At 72.7% G+C, this 17,501-nt stretch carries 13 protein-coding genes; 3 read left to right on the top strand and 10 right to left on the bottom strand.

Annotated features, from left to right (window positions below; all coding sequences use genetic code 11):
- Positions 1–2: 2 nt before the first annotated feature.
- From AYL44_RS13020 to xylA, 4 genes are read right to left on the bottom strand one after another with little or no spacing between them, the layout of a single operon-like run.
- Positions 3–1,097, bottom strand: a complete 1,095-nt coding sequence (locus AYL44_RS13020; RefSeq protein ID WP_064003706.1) for a Gfo/Idh/MocA family protein — start codon at positions 1,095–1,097, stop codon at positions 3–5.
- Positions 1,076–1,777 carry a ThuA domain-containing protein gene (locus AYL44_RS13015; protein WP_064003705.1) on the bottom strand — a complete coding sequence of 234 codons (702 nt, stop codon included), beginning with the start codon at positions 1,775–1,777 and terminating at the stop codon, positions 1,076–1,078. The genes AYL44_RS13020 and AYL44_RS13015 overlap by 22 nt, the downstream gene beginning before the upstream one ends.
- A complete protein-coding gene (gene xylB / locus AYL44_RS13010; protein WP_197471657.1) occupies positions 1,774–3,174 on the bottom strand; it encodes a xylulokinase in 1,401 nt (466 codons plus the stop codon). The genes AYL44_RS13015 and xylB overlap by 4 nt, the downstream gene beginning before the upstream one ends.
- Before the next feature lies 1 nt (position 3,175).
- The gene (gene xylA, locus AYL44_RS13005; protein ID WP_064003704.1) at positions 3,176–4,363 is read right to left on the bottom strand and encodes a xylose isomerase; all 1,188 of its coding nucleotides are present in this window, start codon (positions 4,361–4,363) and stop codon (positions 3,176–3,178) included.
- Positions 4,364–4,498: 135 nt separating this feature from the next.
- On the opposite strand from xylA, the gene AYL44_RS13000 reads away from it, so the two are divergent.
- The 3 genes from AYL44_RS13000 (at position 4,499) to AYL44_RS12990 (ending at position 11,269) form a co-directional block, all read left to right on the top strand.
- On the top strand, positions 4,499–5,506 hold the full coding sequence (locus AYL44_RS13000; RefSeq protein WP_064003703.1) for a LacI family DNA-binding transcriptional regulator: 1,008 nt from the start codon (positions 4,499–4,501) through the stop codon (positions 5,504–5,506).
- A 135-nt stretch (positions 5,507–5,641) separates the two neighbouring features.
- A complete protein-coding gene (locus AYL44_RS12995; RefSeq protein ID WP_064003702.1) occupies positions 5,642–9,988 on the top strand; it encodes an endo-1,4-beta-xylanase in 4,347 nt (1,448 codons plus the stop codon).
- 111 nt (positions 9,989–10,099) lie between these two features.
- Positions 10,100–11,269, top strand: coding sequence for an ROK family transcriptional regulator (locus AYL44_RS12990; protein WP_064003701.1), 1,170 nt, complete (start codon positions 10,100–10,102; stop codon positions 11,267–11,269).
- Positions 11,270–11,278: 9 nt separating this feature from the next.
- Here AYL44_RS12990 and AYL44_RS12985 read toward each other — a convergent pair whose 3' ends face one another.
- From AYL44_RS12985 to AYL44_RS12960, 6 genes are all read right to left on the bottom strand, one after another.
- Complete coding sequence (locus tag AYL44_RS12985; RefSeq protein ID WP_064003700.1) at positions 11,279–11,974, bottom strand: SDR family oxidoreductase; 696 nt, start codon at positions 11,972–11,974, stop codon at positions 11,279–11,281.
- 127 nt (positions 11,975–12,101) lie between these two features.
- Positions 12,102–12,677 (bottom strand): TetR/AcrR family transcriptional regulator, encoded by a 576-nt coding sequence (locus AYL44_RS12980; protein ID WP_064003699.1) that lies wholly within the window; start codon positions 12,675–12,677, stop codon positions 12,102–12,104.
- Positions 12,674–13,465, bottom strand: coding sequence for an HpcH/HpaI aldolase/citrate lyase family protein (locus tag AYL44_RS12975; RefSeq protein WP_064003698.1), 792 nt, complete (start codon positions 13,463–13,465; stop codon positions 12,674–12,676). The genes AYL44_RS12980 and AYL44_RS12975 overlap by 4 nt, the downstream gene beginning before the upstream one ends.
- Positions 13,462–13,953 carry a MaoC family dehydratase gene (locus AYL44_RS12970; RefSeq protein ID WP_064003697.1) on the bottom strand — a complete coding sequence of 164 codons (492 nt, stop codon included), beginning with the start codon at positions 13,951–13,953 and terminating at the stop codon, positions 13,462–13,464. The genes AYL44_RS12975 and AYL44_RS12970 overlap by 4 nt, the downstream gene beginning before the upstream one ends.
- The gene (locus AYL44_RS12965) at positions 13,950–15,914 is read right to left on the bottom strand and encodes an acetyl/propionyl/methylcrotonyl-CoA carboxylase subunit alpha (protein WP_064003696.1); all 1,965 of its coding nucleotides are present in this window, start codon (positions 15,912–15,914) and stop codon (positions 13,950–13,952) included. Before AYL44_RS12965 ends, AYL44_RS12970 begins: the two co-directional genes overlap by 4 nt.
- The gene (locus AYL44_RS12960; RefSeq protein ID WP_064003966.1) at positions 15,914–17,473 is read right to left on the bottom strand and encodes a carboxyl transferase domain-containing protein; all 1,560 of its coding nucleotides are present in this window, start codon (positions 17,471–17,473) and stop codon (positions 15,914–15,916) included. The genes AYL44_RS12965 and AYL44_RS12960 overlap by 1 nt, the downstream gene beginning before the upstream one ends.
- Positions 17,474–17,501: the final 28 nt, after the last annotated feature.

Here is a 17,501-nt window from a genome sequence, read left to right as displayed (position 1 = left end):
GGCTATCGCGACCACTGTGCGGCGGGTGTCAACGGCACGAGCGGCGGCCTCTCGACGGCCGTGTCGAGCGTCACGCGACGCCCCTCGGCCGACGACCGCAGCAGGCTCTCCATCGCGTCGAGCACGTGCAGGGCCAGCGCTCCGCTCGCGCGGCCGGGCCCGCCCGCCGCGACGGCGTCGATGAGCCCGATGCCGCGGCCGGAGCCCTCGTAGCCGGCCGAGGCGGGGACCGCACGCCACCCCTCGCCGCCCAGCTCGTTCAGCCGGACCTCGCCGTCGAACATGTTCGGGTCGGGCACGACGAGCGACCCCCGGTCGCCGTGCACCTCGATCGGCGGGGACGTCGTCGCGACCGCGTCGAAGCTCGTCACGATCGTCGACACCGCGCCGCCGGCATGCTCGAGGAGCCCGCTGACGTGCGTGTCGACCGCGACCTCGATCCGCTCACCGGCCCGAGGACCCGTCGCGATGGTGCGTTCCGCGCGTGCGCGCCGCGCAGCACCCGTGACGGCCACGATCGGTCCGAGCAGGTGCACGAGGCTCGTGAGGTAGTACGGCCCCATGTCGAAGAGCGGTCCTCCCCCGGGCGCGTAGTAGAACCCCGGCGCGGGGTGCCACAGCTCGTGACCCGGCGACACCCACGTCGCGCTGGCCGCCATGGGCCGGCCGATGGCCCCGTCGTCGACGAGCCGACGCGCCGTCTGGATGCCGGTGCCGAGCACCGTGTCGGGGGCCGAGGTGACCCGCACACCGGCGGCGGACGCGGCATCCAGGATCGCCCGTCCATCGGCGACATGCAGGGCCAACGGCTTCTCGCCGTGCACGGACTTGCCGGCCGCGATCGCCGCGTGGGCGATGTCGGCGTGTGCGGCGGGCACCGTCAGGTTCAGCACCGTCTCGACCTCGGGGTCGGCCATGAGCTCATCGACGCTCAGCGCCCGGGCGCCGGGGACGGCAGCCGCCACCTGGGCCGCGCGCTCGCTGTCGAGATCCGCCACCGCGGCGACCCGCACCGACGGGCTCGCGGCGAACAGGTCGAGGTACTGACGGGAGATGACGCCGAGACCGACGATCCCTACGGAGTGCGGGCCGCCCACAGCAGTCCCCTTTCGACGATGGTGCGTACGTGCGGATCGGCCAGCACCTCGGGGGTGTGGCCTGGGGTGGCGACGAAGACGCGACCGGCGCCCCAGAGGCGGGTCCAGACCGCCGGGCTCACGATCGGGCGATGCCACGGGTGGTAGTCCTGCGTCGGATGCGTCGTCGTGGCGAGGACGTCGATGAGGTCGTCGTGCAGCACCCAGTACTGCTCGGTGTGCAGGACGAAGTCCTCGATCCCGGCCGTGATCTCGTGACGCCGCCCGAGGTCGGTGATCTCGATGGTGTGGTCGAGATAGTTGTCGCGCTCGTCGCCCGGCCGTTCGTCGGGATGCCGGCCCGGGTGGGTCGCGAACTGTCCGCCGACGAGCTGCAGGTAGTCCGAGCTGCCGCGGTACGAGTCCGCGATCCCGCCGTGCCAGCCGGCGAGACCGGTGCCCGCCTCGACCGCGGCGCGCAGGCCCGTGAGTGCGGCATCCGAGATCGACGACATTGTCACCGCCTGAACGACGAGATCCGTCTCGGCCATCGCGGCGGCATCGGCGTAGACCTCGTTGGACTCCTCGACGCGTACATCGAAGCCGTTCTCGGCGAGGAACGGGCGGAACATGTCCGTCGCCGCGACGGGATGGTGCCCGTCCCAGCCGCCGCGGACGATGAGCGCGTGCCGGCCCGTCACCGCACCTCCGCCGCTCGTCGCGCGGCGACGCGGTCGTAGCGCTCTCGCACTTCGGGACGGGGGTCGGATGCCGCATCCCGATCCATCTCGACCGGCCACTGCGGCCACGACCCGGCGAGCACGGCGGCCGCCTGGCGCGCCGCGCCCTGGGCGACGTACTCCCCCGGCGACGGTACGGCCACGGGCACGTCGAACACCTGAGCCGCGACGGCGGCGACGGCGGGGTTGCGCGCCGCACCGCCCACGAGCAGCACCCGCTCGGTGGCGACACCGAGGCTCCGGATCGCCTCGAGCCCCGTCGCGAGACCCGCGAGCATGCCCTCGACGGCGGCGCGGGCGAGGTTCTCCCGCGTCGTGTTGTCGAGCGACAGACCGTCGAGCGACGCGCGCGCCGTGGGCAGGTTGGGCGTGCGCTCCCCCTCGAACCAGGGCACGAGCACGACACCGCCCGCTCCGGGCTCGGCGGCGGCCGCCAGCTCGGTGAGACCGTCGTGGTCGACGCCGAGCAGACGCGCGATCGCGTCTAGCACGCGCGCCGCGTTCAGGGTCGCGACCAGCGGCAGGAACCGTCCCGTCGCATCGGCGAACCCGGCCGCCGTCCCGGTCGGGTCGATCGTCCGGGTGTCGCTCACGGCGAAGACCGTGCCCGACGTACCGATCGACACGACGACGTCGCCCGCCGTCGCGCCGACGCCGAGGGCGGCGCCGGCGTTGTCGCCCGCACCCGGCCCGACGCGGCGGCCGGCGGCATCCGTCACCCACTCGAGCGGACCGAGCACGCGGGGCAGCACCGCGTCGTGACCGAGCGCCGCCGCGAGCAGGTCGCGGTCGTAGCCGTCCGACGCGGGGTCCCAGTAGCCGGTGCCCGAGGCGTCCGAGCGGTCGGTGACGAGCTCGTCGAGCTGCGGATTCTCGGGACCGAACCCGCGCAGGCGCCACGTCAGCCAGTCGTGCGGCAGGGCGACCGCCGCCACCCGCGCCGCGTTGTCGGGCTCGGCGTCGCGCAGCCAGCGGAGCTTCGTGATCGTGAACGACGCGACCGGCACCAGACCCGTGCGCTGCGCGAGCGTCTCGGCGCCGAACTCGGCCGTGAGATCGGATGCCGCCTGCCCCGAGCGCGTGTCGTTCCACAGCAGCGCGTCGCGCACCACCGTGCCCGCCGCGTCGAGCGCGACCATGCCGTGCTGCTGGCCCCCGATCGACCACGCCTCGACGTCGTCGATGCCTCCGGCATCCGCGATCGCGCTCTGCAGCGCGGTCCACCACGCCTCGGGATCGACCGACGTGCCCTCGGGGTGCGACGCGCGACCGGAGCGGACGACCGCCCCGGTCGCGGCGTCGACGATGACGACCTTGCAGGACTGCGTCGACGAGTCGACGCCCATGACGAGCGTCACGTCAGCGCGCGCCCAGCAGGTGCTCGGTCGCCAGCTGCTGCAGGCGGACGAAGCCGCCGCCCTTGCCGCCGAGGTAGACGCTCGGGTCGAAGTCCTCGTAGGCGGAGCGGTCCGCGAGGAAGTCCTCGTACGTCTCGCCCGGGTTCAGGGTCGGCGTCGCGAGCTCGTCGACCTTGGCGGCCGCGAGGGCCTCCTGCACCTCGGGGTCGGCGCGGAACGCCTGCGCCCGCTCCTTGAGAAGCTGGTAGGTGCGCATGTTGGCCGCAGCCGACTCCCAGACGCCGGTCTCGTCCTCGGTGCGGCTCGGCTTGTAGTCGAAGTGGCGCGGGCCCTCGTAGGCGGGTACGCCGCCGGGGCCGCCGTTCTCGAGCAGGTCGACGAGCGCGAACGCGTTGTGCAGGTCGCCGTGGCCGAACACCAGGTCCTGGTCGTACTTGATGCCGCGCTGACCGTTGAGGTCGATGTGGAAGAGCTTGCCGTGGTACAGCGCCTGAGCGATGCCGGCGGCGAAGTTCAGGCCCGCCATCTGCTCGTGACCGACCTCGGGGTTGAGGCCGACGAGCTCGGGCCGCTCGAGCGAGTCGATGAAGGCGATCGCGTGACCGAGCGTCGGCAGCAGGATGTCGCCGCGCGGCTCGTTCGGCTTCGGCTCGATCGCGAAGCGGATGTCGTAGCCCTTGTCGGTGACATAGTCGCCGAGCAGGTTGACGGCCTCGCGGTACCGCTCGAGCGCCTGGCGGATGTCCTTCGCGGAATCGTACTCGGCGCCCTCGCGGCCGCCCCACATGACGAAGGTCTTGGCGCCGAGCTCGGCCCCGAGGTCGAGCTGGCGGAACACCTTGCGGAGGGCGAAGCGGCGGACGTCGCGGTCGTTGGCGGTGAAGCCGCCGTCCTTGAACACGGGCGCGCTGAAGAGGTTGGTCGTGACCATCGGGACGATCATCCCGGTCGCGTCGAGGGCGCCCTTGAGGCGGTCGATCTCGCGCTGCCGCTCGGCGTCGCTCGACCCGAAGGCGAACAGGTCGTCGTCGTGGAAGGTGAGGCCGTAGGCGCCGAGCTCAGCAAGCTTCTCGACGGCGTGGACGGTGTCGAGCGGGGGTCGCGTCGGTCCGCCGAAGGGGTCGGTGCCGTTGTAGCCGACGGTCCAAAGGCCGAAGCTGAACTTGTCTGCGGGGGTGGGGGTGGGCATGACGCTCCTTCGCGAGCCGGTAAATGTTGCTGCCGACAACGTATCCCATCGGAGGCGGCGCGCCAACCCCCGATGCCCGGCGCGCGGAAGGTGACATGATCGGGTCCGCCATCTCCCGCCGCCGTGAGGAAGCCGATGCCCGATCACCCCCGCGTCACGCTCGCGATGATCGCCGCCGAGGCGGGCGTCTCGAAGGCCACCGTGTCCAAGGTGCTCAACGGTCGACCCGACGTCTCGGCGGGCATGCGCACGCGCCTCGAGGCCATGCTGCGTCACCACGGCTACCGGCGCCGCCCCGCGACCTCGCCGAGCCGCACGATCGAGATGGTCTTCTCCGAGCTCGACGCGGGCTGGTCGCTCGAGGTCATCCGCGGGGTCGAGCGCGCCGCGCAGGAGGCGGGGTTCGCCGTGATCCTCACTGTGAGCGGCGACCGTCACTCACCCGCCGACGACTGGCTCGACGGGGTTCTCCAGCGCCGTCCGGCGGGCGTCGTGCTCGTGTTCGCCGACCTCTCCGCAGCGCATCGCGAGAAGCTGCGTGCGCAAGGGATGCCGTTCGCCATCGTCGCCCCGTCCGGCGATCCCGCACCGGGGGTACCGTCGGTGGGCTCGGCGAACCGCGACGGCGCCTTCGCGGCCACGCGCCACCTCATCGAATTGGGACACCGCCGGATCGCCGCGATCACCGGCCCGCGCGACATGATGTGCTCGGTCGCCCGTCTCGAGGGCTACCGCGACGCGATGGCCGCCGCCCGTCTGCCGGTGGACCCCGACTGGGTGCGCTTCGGGACCTTCCTCCCTGCGGGCGGTGAGGGACACGCGCGTGAGCTCCTCGCGCGGCCGGACCGACCCACCGCCGTCTTCGCCGGCAGCGACCTGCAGGCGCTGGGGGTGATCGCCGCCGCCACGGCGACCGGGCTCACCGTGCCGACGGACCTGTCGGTGGTCGGCTACGACGACATCGCCCTGTCGCGGTGGATGAGCCCGCAGCTCACCACCGTGCACCAGCCGCTCGCCCTCATGGGGGCCGAGGCGGCGCGCATCGTGCTGCACCTCGCGGGAGGCGGAGTCGCCGACTCCCGCCGCATCAACCTGCCCACGCGTCTGATCGTGCGGGACAGTTCGGCACCTGCGGCCGCCTGACGCATGCGCCGGCGAACGGCAGCCCGAAACTTCCGCCCGCAGGTTTCGTAACGGTTCCATCTCGGCACCTCCCCTCCTCAGCGGACCTGCATATGTTTGCGGCGCCGACAAATAACTCCGCGCAAAGGAGCGCTTGTGAACCCCCGCCCCCGACGCCTGACCGTCTCCGCCGTCCTCGCGGCGGCGGCCCTCATCGCCACTCCCCTCGCCCCGGCCGCCGCGGCCGCCGATCCGCCCCCACCCCTCGTCTCCGCCTCGTTCGACGACGGCACCCTGGGCGACGGCCTCCTCCAGAGCGGCGGGGGCGACGGCACGCTGACCTTCGCCGACGGCGCCCTCGTCGTCAACGATCGGACAGCCGACTACGTCGGCATCCAGACCGCCCCCGGAGTCCTCGAGCCGGAGACGCAGTACACCGTCAGCGCGAAGGTCCGGCTCGCGCCGGGCACACCGTCGACCTCCGCCCGCTGGGTCGGCTTCCCCGGCTACACCTGGGTCGGCACCAGCCCCGTGACGGCGGATGCCTGGACGACCATCGCCGGCACCTGGACCAGCCCCGCGGCAGCCGCCGACGAGACGAAGATCTACCTCGGCACGGGCGACATCGCGGGAAGGAGCAGCTATACCTATCTGGTGGACGACGTGCTCATCACCGGCCCCGCCGCGACTGAGCCCGAGCCCGATCCCGACGTCATCCCGGGTGGCGCGGTGAAGCCCACCGCCACTCCCGTCGCGACCGCTCTCGGCACCGGAGACGTCGCCGCGCTCACCTTCGACGACGGCCCCAACGGCGCGACGACCGCAGCCCTGCTCGACTACCTCGGCGAGAAGGACATCTCGGCCGTCTTCTGCGTCATCGGTCAGAACATCCAGGCCGAGGGGGGCGCCGCACTGCTGAAGCGCATGGTCGCCGAGGGGCACACGCTCTGCAACCACACGACCGGATACGCCGACATGGGCTCCTGGTCCGCGGACCGCATCCGCGCCGATCTCATCGAGAACCTGCGCGTCATCCGCGACGCGCTGGGCGATCCCACCGCCGCCGTGCCGTTCTTCCGCGCTCCGAACGGCAGCTGGGGTGCGACCCCCGGTGTCGCCGTGTCGCTCGGCATGCAGCCCCTCGCCGTCGTGAACACGATCTCGGACTGGGAGGAGACCGACGCGGATGTGCTCACCGCGAACCTGCGGACCGCGATGAAGCCGGGGCAGGTCGTCCTCGTCCACGACGGCGGCGGCGACCGCGAACCGTCGCTGCAGGCCGTCCGGACCGTCGTCGACGAGCGTCTCGCCGCCGGCTGGCAGTTCACGCTCCCCACCGGCACCCCGGGCGCGGACGCCCCGACCGACCCCACGGACCCGACGGAGCCGACGGAGCCCGGCACGCCGGCGCCCGGCACCGTCCTGGTGGACGACGACTTCGACGACGGCACCGTCGGCGCCTGGACCGCACGCGCGGGCTCGGGCGACTCGGACCCGACGGTGTCGTCGGTGGCGGGCGGTGCCGCGGGCACGGCCTACGCGGCACAGGTCTCCGACCGCACGCACGAGGGCGACGGCATCCAGCTGGACGTCGTCGACACCCTCCTCCCCGGCCAGGCCTACCGCTTCTCCGCTCAGGTGCGCTTCGCGCCGGGTACTGATCGCGGACAGGGCCTCACGGTCTCGATGCGCACCGTCAACGGCGGATCGGTGTCGTTCACGAACCTGCTGCAGGCCGACAGCGCCTCCGCCGGCGACTGGACCACGGTGAGCGGCGACATCACGATCCCCGGCTACGACAGCGCAGCCGAGCTGTACGTCGAAGCGCGCTACAACTCCGGCAACACGTCCACCTTCCTCGTCGACCAGATCACGGTCGCGGTCCCCGAGGAGAACGACATCGACCTCAGCCTCGTCCCGCTCAAGGACACCGTCGACTTCCCCGTGGGCGTCGCGATCGACGAGCGTGAGACGACCGGGTCGGCGGCCGACCTCCTGGAGCACCACTTCGACCAGATCAGCCCCGAGAACCACATGAAGGTGGAGGCCTGGTACGACGAGGATCGCCGCTTCACGCGGCACTCGCAGGCGACCGCTCTCCTCGACTACGCGCAGCAGAAGGACCTCCGCCTGTACGGACATGTCCTGCTGTGGCACTCGCAGACCCCGGCCTGGTTCTTCCAGGACGCCGGCGGGCGCGAGCTGACGGCATCCGCCGCCGACAAGCAGCTGCTGCGGGACCGTCTCGCGACGCACATCGACGATGTGGCGGCGTCCATCGCGGACGACTACGGGCTGTTCGGCTCGCCGACCAACCCGCTCGTGGCGTGGGACGTGGTCAACGAGGTCATCTCGGACCAGGCAACCCCGGACGGACTGCGCACGAGCCGCTGGCACGACGTGCTCGGCGAGGAGTACATCGGTCTGGCCTTCCGGCTCGCCGACGAGGCGTTCAACGACCGGTACGCCGCACCCGGCACGGATCGCCCGGTGAAGCTGTTCATCAACGACTACAACACCGAGCAGGACCGCAAGGGCGCGCAGTACGCCGCGCTCGTGAACCGGCTGGTGGATGCCGGCGTGCCGATCGACGGCGTGGGCCACCAGTTCCACGTCTCCGTGAACACGCCCGTCTCCGCCCTCGCGGGCGCGCTGGACCGCTTCGCGGGCCTGGGCCTGGCGCAGGAGGTCACCGAACTCGACGTCACCGTCAACCCGGCGACCGAGCCGAACCTCATCCGGCAGGGCTACTACTACCGCGATGCGTTCCGACTGTTCCGCAGCTACCACGCGGCGGCCCCGGCCGCCGAGAAGCTGTTCGCCGTCACCGTCTGGGGCCTGACGGACACCCGGTCGTGGCGCGCGGAGCAGGCGCCGCTGCTGTTCACGGGCGACCTCGCGGCGAAGCCGGCGTACTACGGCGCCATCGACGACGCGGACGGCATCCCCGCCCTCGTCACGACGGCGGATGTGTTCCGCGGCGACGTCCCGCTCGACGACGACTTCACCGAGTCGATCGCGTGGCGGAACCTGCCCGAGAAGACGCTCATCGGCGCAGCCGGCGGCGGCTTCCAGACCCGCTGGGACGACGACCACCTGACGGTGCTCGTGCGGAGCGAGGTCGAGCCGGACCGGATCGACTTCACCTACGGCGACGACGAGGTCCGCTACGGCGGGAACGGCGCGCTCGAGGGGCGGACGGCCGAGGTCGACGGGGAGTTCCTCTCGGTCGTCCACCTGCCGCACACCGCACCGACGGTGGGCGCCACGGCCGCCTTCGATCTGCGGATCGTGGCCGGCGGCGACGTCGTCGGCTCGTGGAACGAGGCGGGCGCGACCGGCCGGCTCACCTACCTGGAGCCGCTGTCCTTCCTGGAGATCCCGCAGGGCGACGAGGTCGAGATCGACGGCGAGGTGGACGCCGCATGGGCGGACGCCGCGACCGCTCGCACCGCGACGCGCGTCGAGGGCAGCGCCGACGGCGCCCAGGCGGACGTGCGCACGATGTGGCGGGGCAACACGCTGTACGCCCTGTTCGAGGTGACGGACGCGGAGATCGACGGATCCAACAGCGACCCGTGGAACCGGGACGGCGTCGAGCTCTTCCTCGATCTCGGCAACGCGAAGAACGGTCCGTACGGGCCGAATGACACGCAGATCCGCATCACCGCCGATAACGACGTCTCGTTCGGCACGGGCGACGCCGCGCTGCAGCAGGCCCGCCTGCTCGAAAGCGCGACGACGCGATCGGCCGACGGCTACGTCGTGGAGGCGGCTGTCGCCCTCGTCGGGCAGTCCGGCGGTCAGAGCGATGTGCCGCTCGGTGGCGAGGACACGTTCCACGGCATAGACTTCCAGGTCAACGACGGACGCGGCGGCTCCCGCTTCGCCGTGCACACGTGGGCGGAGCCGACCGGGACGGGTTACCAGACCACGGCCCGCTGGGGCGTCGCGCACCTCGTGACGGATGCCGGCGAGCCCGGCGAACCCGGTGAGCCCGGCGAACCCGGCGGACCCGGCGAGCCCGGCGAACCGAGCGAGCCCGGTCAGCCTGGCGAACCGAGCGAGCCCGGTCAGCCGGAGGAGCCCGGTCAGCCGGAGGAGCCCGGCGCCGACGAGGCGTGGGCGCAGATCGACGTCGGCTCGGGCCGGGTCTCCCGCGGGAGCGAGCTCGAGGTCCGCGTCAGCGGCCTGGAGCCCGGGCAGCGGATCGGCGCGACGCTGTTCAGTGAACCGATCGTCGTGCGCGGCATCCCTGCCGCGGACGCCGACGGCGAGATCGCCTTCACGGTGGCCATTCCGGCCGACTTCGAGCTCGGCGCGCACACGCTCGTCGTGACGTCGGCGGGACTGGCGGACATCCGCGTCCCGATCACGGTGGTGGCGGGACAGGCGCTCGGCGCGACGGGCGGTGAGATGCCCTGGGGCATCGCCCTCATCGGCGCGTTCCTCACCACGGTGGGCGGCCTGCTGGCGGTGACGCGCAAGCGGCGCCTCGCCTGATCGTCGATCGTTGCGGAGGGGGTCCCGGATGCCGGGGCTCCCTCCGCGACATTTTGCCGCGGTGGGCAACAAACCCCGGTGCGACCGGTTCCGCTTGGCTATGGTGATCAGGTGAGCGAGCAGGGTCGAACGATCGAGTCCGTGCGGCGTGCGAACCTGGGCGGCATCCTCGCCATCGTGCACCGCGAGGGACCCCAGTCCCGTGCCGCGCTGACCGAGGCGACCGGGCTCAACCGTTCCACGATCGCTGACCTCGTCAACACCCTCGCGGGCTACGGCCTCGTCGAGGAGCGCGCACCCGATCCGTCGCACCGCGTCGGCCGCCCCTCCCCCATGGTCGCCGTGCATCCTCGGGTCGTCGCGATCGCCGTCAATCCCGAGGTGGACGCGGTCGAGATCGCCGCGGTGGGTCTCGACCACGGCATCCGCGTCGTCGAGCGGCATCCGCAGGACGACCTCATCAGCCCCGAGGACGTCGCCCGCCTCGTCGCGCGACAGATCGACGACTGGCGCGCCGGCGACCTCGCCGACGCCTGCATCCTCGGCGTCGGGTTCGCCGTGCCCGGTCTCGTCCGCAGCGACGACGGCCTCGTCCGCGACGCCCCGCACCTGCGCTGGACGGACGCCCCGCTGCGCGACCTCGTCACGGCGGCGACCGGCCTTCCCGTCGTCGTCGGCAACGACGCGACCCTCGGCACGGTGGCCGAGCACCTGTTCGGCGCGGCGCGCGGCATCGACCACGTCGTGTACCTCAACGGCGGCGCGAGCGGCATCGGCGGCGGGATCATCGTGAACGGGATGCCGGTGGCGGGCGCCGGCGGCTACGCCGGTGAGTTCGGGCAGAACCGTCCCGGCATCGCGACCCTCGCCGACCGTCGCGCGCGCGACGGTGTCTTCGAGGACGAGGTCAGCCGGGCCCGCCTGCTCTCGGTGCTGGGACTGACGCGTGCCGACGATCGCGAGCTGGCCGCGGCACTGGCGGACGCGGCATCCCAGCCGTCCGTCGCGGGCGAGGTCGACCGGCAGCGCCGCATCCTCGCGACCGCCCTCGCCAACGCCGTCAACGTCCTGAACCCGTCGGCGATCGTGCTGGGCGGGTTCCTCTCCGTTCTCGCCGACCTCGACACCGAGAGCCTCGCCGCGGAGGTCCGCGCGCAGGCGATGCCGCCGTGCGGCGAGGACCTGCGCATCCTCCCCGCCGAACTCGCCGAGCAGCGCCTGCTCATCGGAGCGGGCGAAGCCGCGTTCGCCGAGATACTCAGCAATCCCGCCGCAGTCTGACCGGCGCGGTCAGCGCGGGCCGGGGCGGACGGACAGGTCCATGATGACGGCGTCGCGTGGCAGGTCGAGGGCGGTGAGGATCGCGGTGACGACGGATGCCGGCTGGATCCAGGCATCCGCGTCGTAGTCCTTCCCCTCCTGCGCGTGGACCTGGGCCTGCATCGGCGTCGCGGTGCGACCCGGGTAGACCGTCGTGACGCGGACGCCGTGAGCGGCTTCTTCGCCGCGCAGCGCGTCGGCGAGCGCCTTGAGCCCGTGCTTGGACGCGGCGTACGCGGCCCACTGCGGGTGGGCGGTGAGCCCGGCGCCGGAGTTCACGAACAGCACCTGTCCCCGCGCGGCGCGCACGCGCGGCAGCAGCAGGCGCGTGAGTTCGGCGGGCGAGACGAGGTTGACCGCGAGCTGGTCCTGCCACGAGGCGACCGTGAGGTCCTCGACGTGCCCGAGGTCGACGATCCCCGCCGCGTGCACGACCGCGTCGATCCCGTCGGGGAGATCGGATGCCGCGACCGCCGCGGCGAGCGATGCGGGCTGCGCGAGGTCGGCGACGATCATCGCGGCCCCGGGGTGCGCGGCCGCGAGATCCTCCGCCCGGTCGGCGTCGCGCGCGACGAGGACGAGCCGGTCGCCCCGTGCGGTCAGGCGCTCGGCGAGGAGCTGCCCGATGCCCGATCCGGCACCGGTGAGGACGATGGTGTGCGGCATCCCCTCATCCTGTCATCGGATGTTCCCGAGGAGATGCGGCCTCCCGAGGACCGATCGGGCCGAAAACCTCCTCGATAACCGTCATCTCCTCGCGAACCGACACGGCGAACCGACGCGAGGCGCCGCCTCAGTCGCCCAGCAGCGCGCGCCGGGCCATGCCGGCCAGGATGCCGCCCGCCCGGTCTGCGCTCGGCGCGGCCGAGTGCGGGGTCGAGTTCAGCAGGCCGAAGGCGGCGAGCAGCCGCGTCTCGCGCTCGGCGTCGGCGAGGTCGGGGCGGAGCGCGGCGAACGGCCGGTCCCACTCCCACACGTACTCGCGCTGCAGCCGCCGCACCTGCTGGTTGACGTCCGCCGGCAGGTTGGCGAGTTCCCGGTCCTGCACGCGGATGACGTCGGCGTCGCTCGTGGCGAACTCGAGGTGGAACGCGATGAGCGCCTCGAACACCTGCCGCGGGTCCCCGCCCGAGGCCGTCAGCGCGCGCCCACCCTCGAGCAGCCGCTCGCTCGCGTCGAGCAGCAGGTCGCAGAGCAGCGCCTCCTTGCTCGCGAAGTGCCGATACAGCGCCGGACCGGTCATGCCGACGGCGTCGCCGAGGTCGGCGGTCGAGACGGCGGCGAAGCCGCGCTCGGCGAACAGCCGCGCGGCCGACGCCATCAGCTCGGCCCGCCTGTTCGCCTTCTGCGTCGCCCGCCAGGTCGTCATCGCGACAGGGTCCGCCGCGCCTGTCTCAGCACGGGCTCGTCGATCATCCGTCCGCGGAACCGGAACACCCCGGGCTGCCGCGTCGCCTCGTCGATCACCGCCTCGGCCCACTCGACCTCGTCGGGGGTCGCCGCGTAGGCACGGCGGATGACCTCGACCTGGGAGGGATGGATGCAGGCGGTCGCCGCGAACCCCGAGGCCGCGGCATCCCGCGCCTCGTCCTCGAGCCCGGCGGTGTCGGTGATGTCGAGGTGCACGGCGTCGATCGCGTCGGCCCCCGCCGCCGCGGCGGCGATGAGCACCCGCGAGCGCGCGTACCGTGCGACGTCGCGGTAGCGCCCATCGTCGAATCGGCTCGAGCGTCCCCCGATGCCGGCGACGAGGTCCTCGGCGCCCCACATGAGTGCGTCGACGAGCGGATGCCGCGCCAGCGCGTCCGCGTTCTCGACCCCGCGCGGCGTCTCGCACAGCGCGATCACCCGGTACCCCTCGAGCGCGTCGACCTCGGGTGTTTCCTCGGCCTTCGCGAGCATCAGCCGACGGAACGGCGTGCCCTGCAGAGCCGCGAGATCATGCGCGAGTTCGGGAGTGGATGCCGGGTTCACCCGCACGATCACGCGTGAGGCGTCGACGTCCGCCGCCGCGAGCGCCGTCCGCGCGCCCGCTTTGCCCTCGGGCGCGACGGCGTCCTCGAGGTCGAGGATCACGGTGTCGGCGGCGGCGAGCGCCTTCGCGTACCGCTCGGGACGGTCGGCGGGACAGAACAGGAGCGCGGGACCGAGGCTCATGCCGCGGCCTCCGGCGACATCCGCATGAGCGTCGACCGACGTGCGGTCGCGACGATCTGGTCGTGCTGGTTGCGCATCGTGTGCACGAACTCGACGATCCCCTGCCCGGGGCGCGACGTCGACGCGCGCTTCGACGCGACGACGGTCTCAGCGTAGAGCGTGTCGCCGTGCCGCACGGGGGCGGGGAAGGCGACCTCCGAGAAGCCGAGGTTCGCGACGATCGTCCCCTGCGTGAGCTGCGCGACCGACAGGCCGACGAGCGTCGACAGGGTGAACATGCTGTTGACCAGCCGCTCGCCGAACTCGGTCTGCTCGGCCCACGCGGCATCCAGGTGCAACGACTGCGTGTTCATCGTCAGCGTCGTGAACAGCACGTTGTCGGCCTCGGTCACGGTGCGGCCGGGGCTGTGCACGTAGACGGCGCCCTCCTCGAGCTCGTCGAAGTACAGCCCGCGCTGCACGATGCGCCGGGGCACGTCCTCACTCATGCGTCCTCCTCCTGCGTCGGGATCACGACGGCGAGCGTCTGCCCGCGGCCCACGCTGTCGCCCGTCGCGACCCGCAGCGCCACCGTACCGGCGACCTCGGCCCGCACGACATGCTCCATCTTCATCGCCTCGACGACGACCACGGCATCGCCCGCCGACACCACCGCGCCGTCGGCGACCGACGTCATCACGACGACGCCCGGCATGGGCGAGACGAGCTCGGGCACGGCCGACGCATCCGCGTCGCGGCGGTGGTCGAGGCTCACCCGGCGCACCTCGCGCGCGCGCCCGCCGCCCGAGAGCCACACGGCGTCGCCGTGGACGGCCGCGACGACCGCGGCGCTGCGATCGCCGACCCGCACCGCGAACCGGTCGCCGAGGTCCCGGACGGACGCCGCGACCTCCGTCCCGTCGACGATCACCCGGTCGCCGACGAGCTCGACCGTGCACTCCTCGCCGCCGGCCGCCAGCCGGTACCGCCGCGGCGCGGGCGGACCCAGACGCCACCCGTCCGCCCGGTGCCACGGATCGTCCCCACGGGGGACGGCGGCGTCGAGCAGCAGCGCCGCCTCGACGAACACGTCGTCCGGGTCGCCCGTCGCGACGAGCCCGTCGAGCTCGCGGGCGATGAGCCCCGTGTCGAGCTCGCCCGCCGCCACCGCAGGCAGCTCGAGCAGCGCCCGCAGGAACGACAGGTTCGTCTCGAATCCGAGCACCGCGGTGTCGCCGAGGGCCGCGACGAGCCGGCGGCGGGCGTCGTCGCGGGTCCGCCCCGTGGCGATGACTTTCGCGAGCATGGGGTCGTAGTCGACCGACACGTCGAGCCCGTCGGCGAGGGCGCTGTCGACCCGGATGCCGGGGCCCACCGGGTGGACGACCCGCACGACGCGCCCGCCGGTCGGCAGGAAGCTCGCCGCGGGATCCTCCGCGTACACCCGCGCCTCGATGCTGTGCCCCGTGAGCACGACGTCGTCCTGCCCGAACCCGAGCGGCTCCCCCGCGGCGATCCGCAGCTGCGCCGCGACGAGGTCGATGCCGGTGACCTCCTCGGTGACGGGGTGCTCGACCTGCAGGCGGGTGTTCATCTCCATGAAGAAGAACTCGTCGGGGCGGTCCGCCGCCACGATGAACTCGACCGTCCCCGCACCTCGGTAGTCGACGCTCCGCGCCGTCTCGCACGCGGCCTGCCCGATACGCGCGCGGGTCGCCTCGTCGAGCAGCGGCGACGGCGCCTCTTCGATGACCTTCTGGTGCCGGCGCTGCAGCGAGCACTCCCGCTCGCCCAGGTGCACGACGTTGCCGTGCGCGTCGGCGAGCACCTGCACCTCGATGTGCCGCGGGGTGTCGACGTAGCGCTCGAGGAACAGGGTGTCGTCGCCGAAGCTCGCGCCCGCTTCACGGCGGGCGGCGGCGAGCGCGGCCGGGAGGGCCGCGGCATCCGTCACGACGTGCATCCCCTTGCCGCCGCCGCCCGCGGACGGCTTGATGAGCAGCGGATAGCCGACCTCGGGCGCCGCGGCGATGAGTTCGTCGTCGGCCATACCGGCTCGCGCGACGCCGGGCACCGTGGGTACGCCGCGCGCTTCGACGGCGTGCTTCGCGGCGATCTTGTCGCCCATCGTGCGGATCGCGTCGGCGCTCGGCCCGATGAACACGATCCCGGCCCGCTCGCACGCCGCCGCGAAGGCGGTGTTCTCGGACAGGAACCCGTAACCGGGGTGGATCGCCTCGGCCCCCGTCGCTCCGGCCGCGGCGATCACCGCGTCGATGTCGAGGTAGCTCTGCGCGGCGGGCGCGGGCCCGAGCCGCACGGCCTCGTCGGCGAGCGCGACGTGGCGGGCCCCGGCATCCGCATCGCTGTAGACGGCGACCGATCGGATGCCGAGCTCCCGCAGTGTGCGGATGACGCGGCAGGCGATCTCGCCGCGGTTCGCGACCAGGACGGTGGAGAACATGCGCATCACATCCGGAAGACGCCGTAGCCCGGCGCGTCGAAGGGGGCCCGCAGGCAGACGTCGAGGGCGAGACCGAGGGCGTCGCGGGTCTCGGCGGGGGCGAGGATGCCGTCGTCCCAGAGGCGCGCCGTCGAGTAGTACGGGCTGCCCTGCACCTCGTACTGCGCACGGATCGGCGCCTGGAACGCCGCCTCGTCGTCCGCCGACCACTCCTCACCGCGCGCTTCGATCTGCTCGCGGCGGACGGTGGAGAGGACGGAGGCCGCCTGCGGACCGCCCATGACCGACACCCGCGCCCCGGGCCACAGCCACAGGAATCGCGGTGAATACGCCCGCCCGCACATCGAGTAGGTGCCGGCGCCGAACGAGCCGCCGACGACGACGGTGAGCTTCGGCACCGAGGCGCACGCGACGGCGTTCACCATCTTCGCGCCGTGCTTGGCGATGCCGCCCGACTCGTACTCGCGCCCGACCATGAAGCCCGTGATGTTCTGCAGGAAGACGAGCGGGATGCCGCGCTGGTCGCACAGCTCGATGAAATGCGCGCCCTTCAGCGCCGACTCCCCGAACAGGACACCGTTGTTCGCGAGCACGCCCACCCGGTGACCGTGCAGGCGCGCGAACCCGGTCACGAGCGTCTCGCCGTACTCGCGTTTGAACTCGTGCCACGAGCCGCCGTCGACGATCCGGTCGACGATCTCGCGGGCGTCGTAGGGCGTCGTGAGTTCGACGGGGACGACGTCCGCGAGCGTGGCCGGATCGGCCGCGGGTGGGGTGACCGGCTCGGGCTGCTCGCGCAGGGGTGCCGGGGCGGGGAAGGTCGCGAAGATGTCGCGGACGATCTGCAGGGCGTGCTCGTCGTTCTCGGCCAGGTGGTCGGTGACGCCCGAGACCTTCGTGTGCAGGTCGCCGCCGCCGAGGTCCTCGGCCGAGACCACCTCGCCGGTCGCCGCCTTCACGAGCGGCGGTCCGCCGAGGAAGATCGTCCCCTGGTTGCGCACGATGACGGTTTCGTCGCTCATCGCGGGCACGTACGCGCCGCCGGCGGTGGACGAGCCGAGCACGGCGGCGATCTGGGGGATGCCGTCGCGTGACATCCGGGCCTGGTTGTAGAAGATGCGCCCGAAGTGGTCGCGGTCGGGGAAGACCTCGTCCTGCATCGGCAGGAACGCGCCGCCAGAGTCGACGAGGTAGATGCACGGCAGCCGGTTCTCGGCCGCGATCTCCTGCGCGCGCAGGTGCTTCTTGACGGTGATCGGGTAGTAGGTGCCGCCCTTCACGGTCGCGTCGTTCGCGACGACCATGACGTGGCGACCGTGGACGAGCCCCACCCCCGCGACCACGCCACCGGCGGGACACTCGTCGTCGTACAGGTCGAGTCCCGCGAGCCCCCCGACCTCGAGGAACGGGCTGCCCGGATCGAGCAGCGTGTCGACGCGGTCGCGGGCGAGGAGTTTGCCGCGCGCCGTGTGGCGCTCGCGGGCCCGTTCGGGGCCACCGCGCGCGGCGTCGGCGCGACGGCGCTCGAGCTCGGCGATCAGGTCGGGATACGTGGGGGCTGTCATCGTCGACGGCACCTCCGAGGAGAATGCT

Source organism: Microbacterium oleivorans (genome assembly GCF_001644225.1).
GTDB lineage: Bacteria > Actinomycetota > Actinomycetes > Actinomycetales > Microbacteriaceae > Microbacterium > Microbacterium gawkjiense.
Note: the sequence above shows the minus strand (reverse complement) of the source record. Positions and strands in the feature narration are given on the sequence as shown.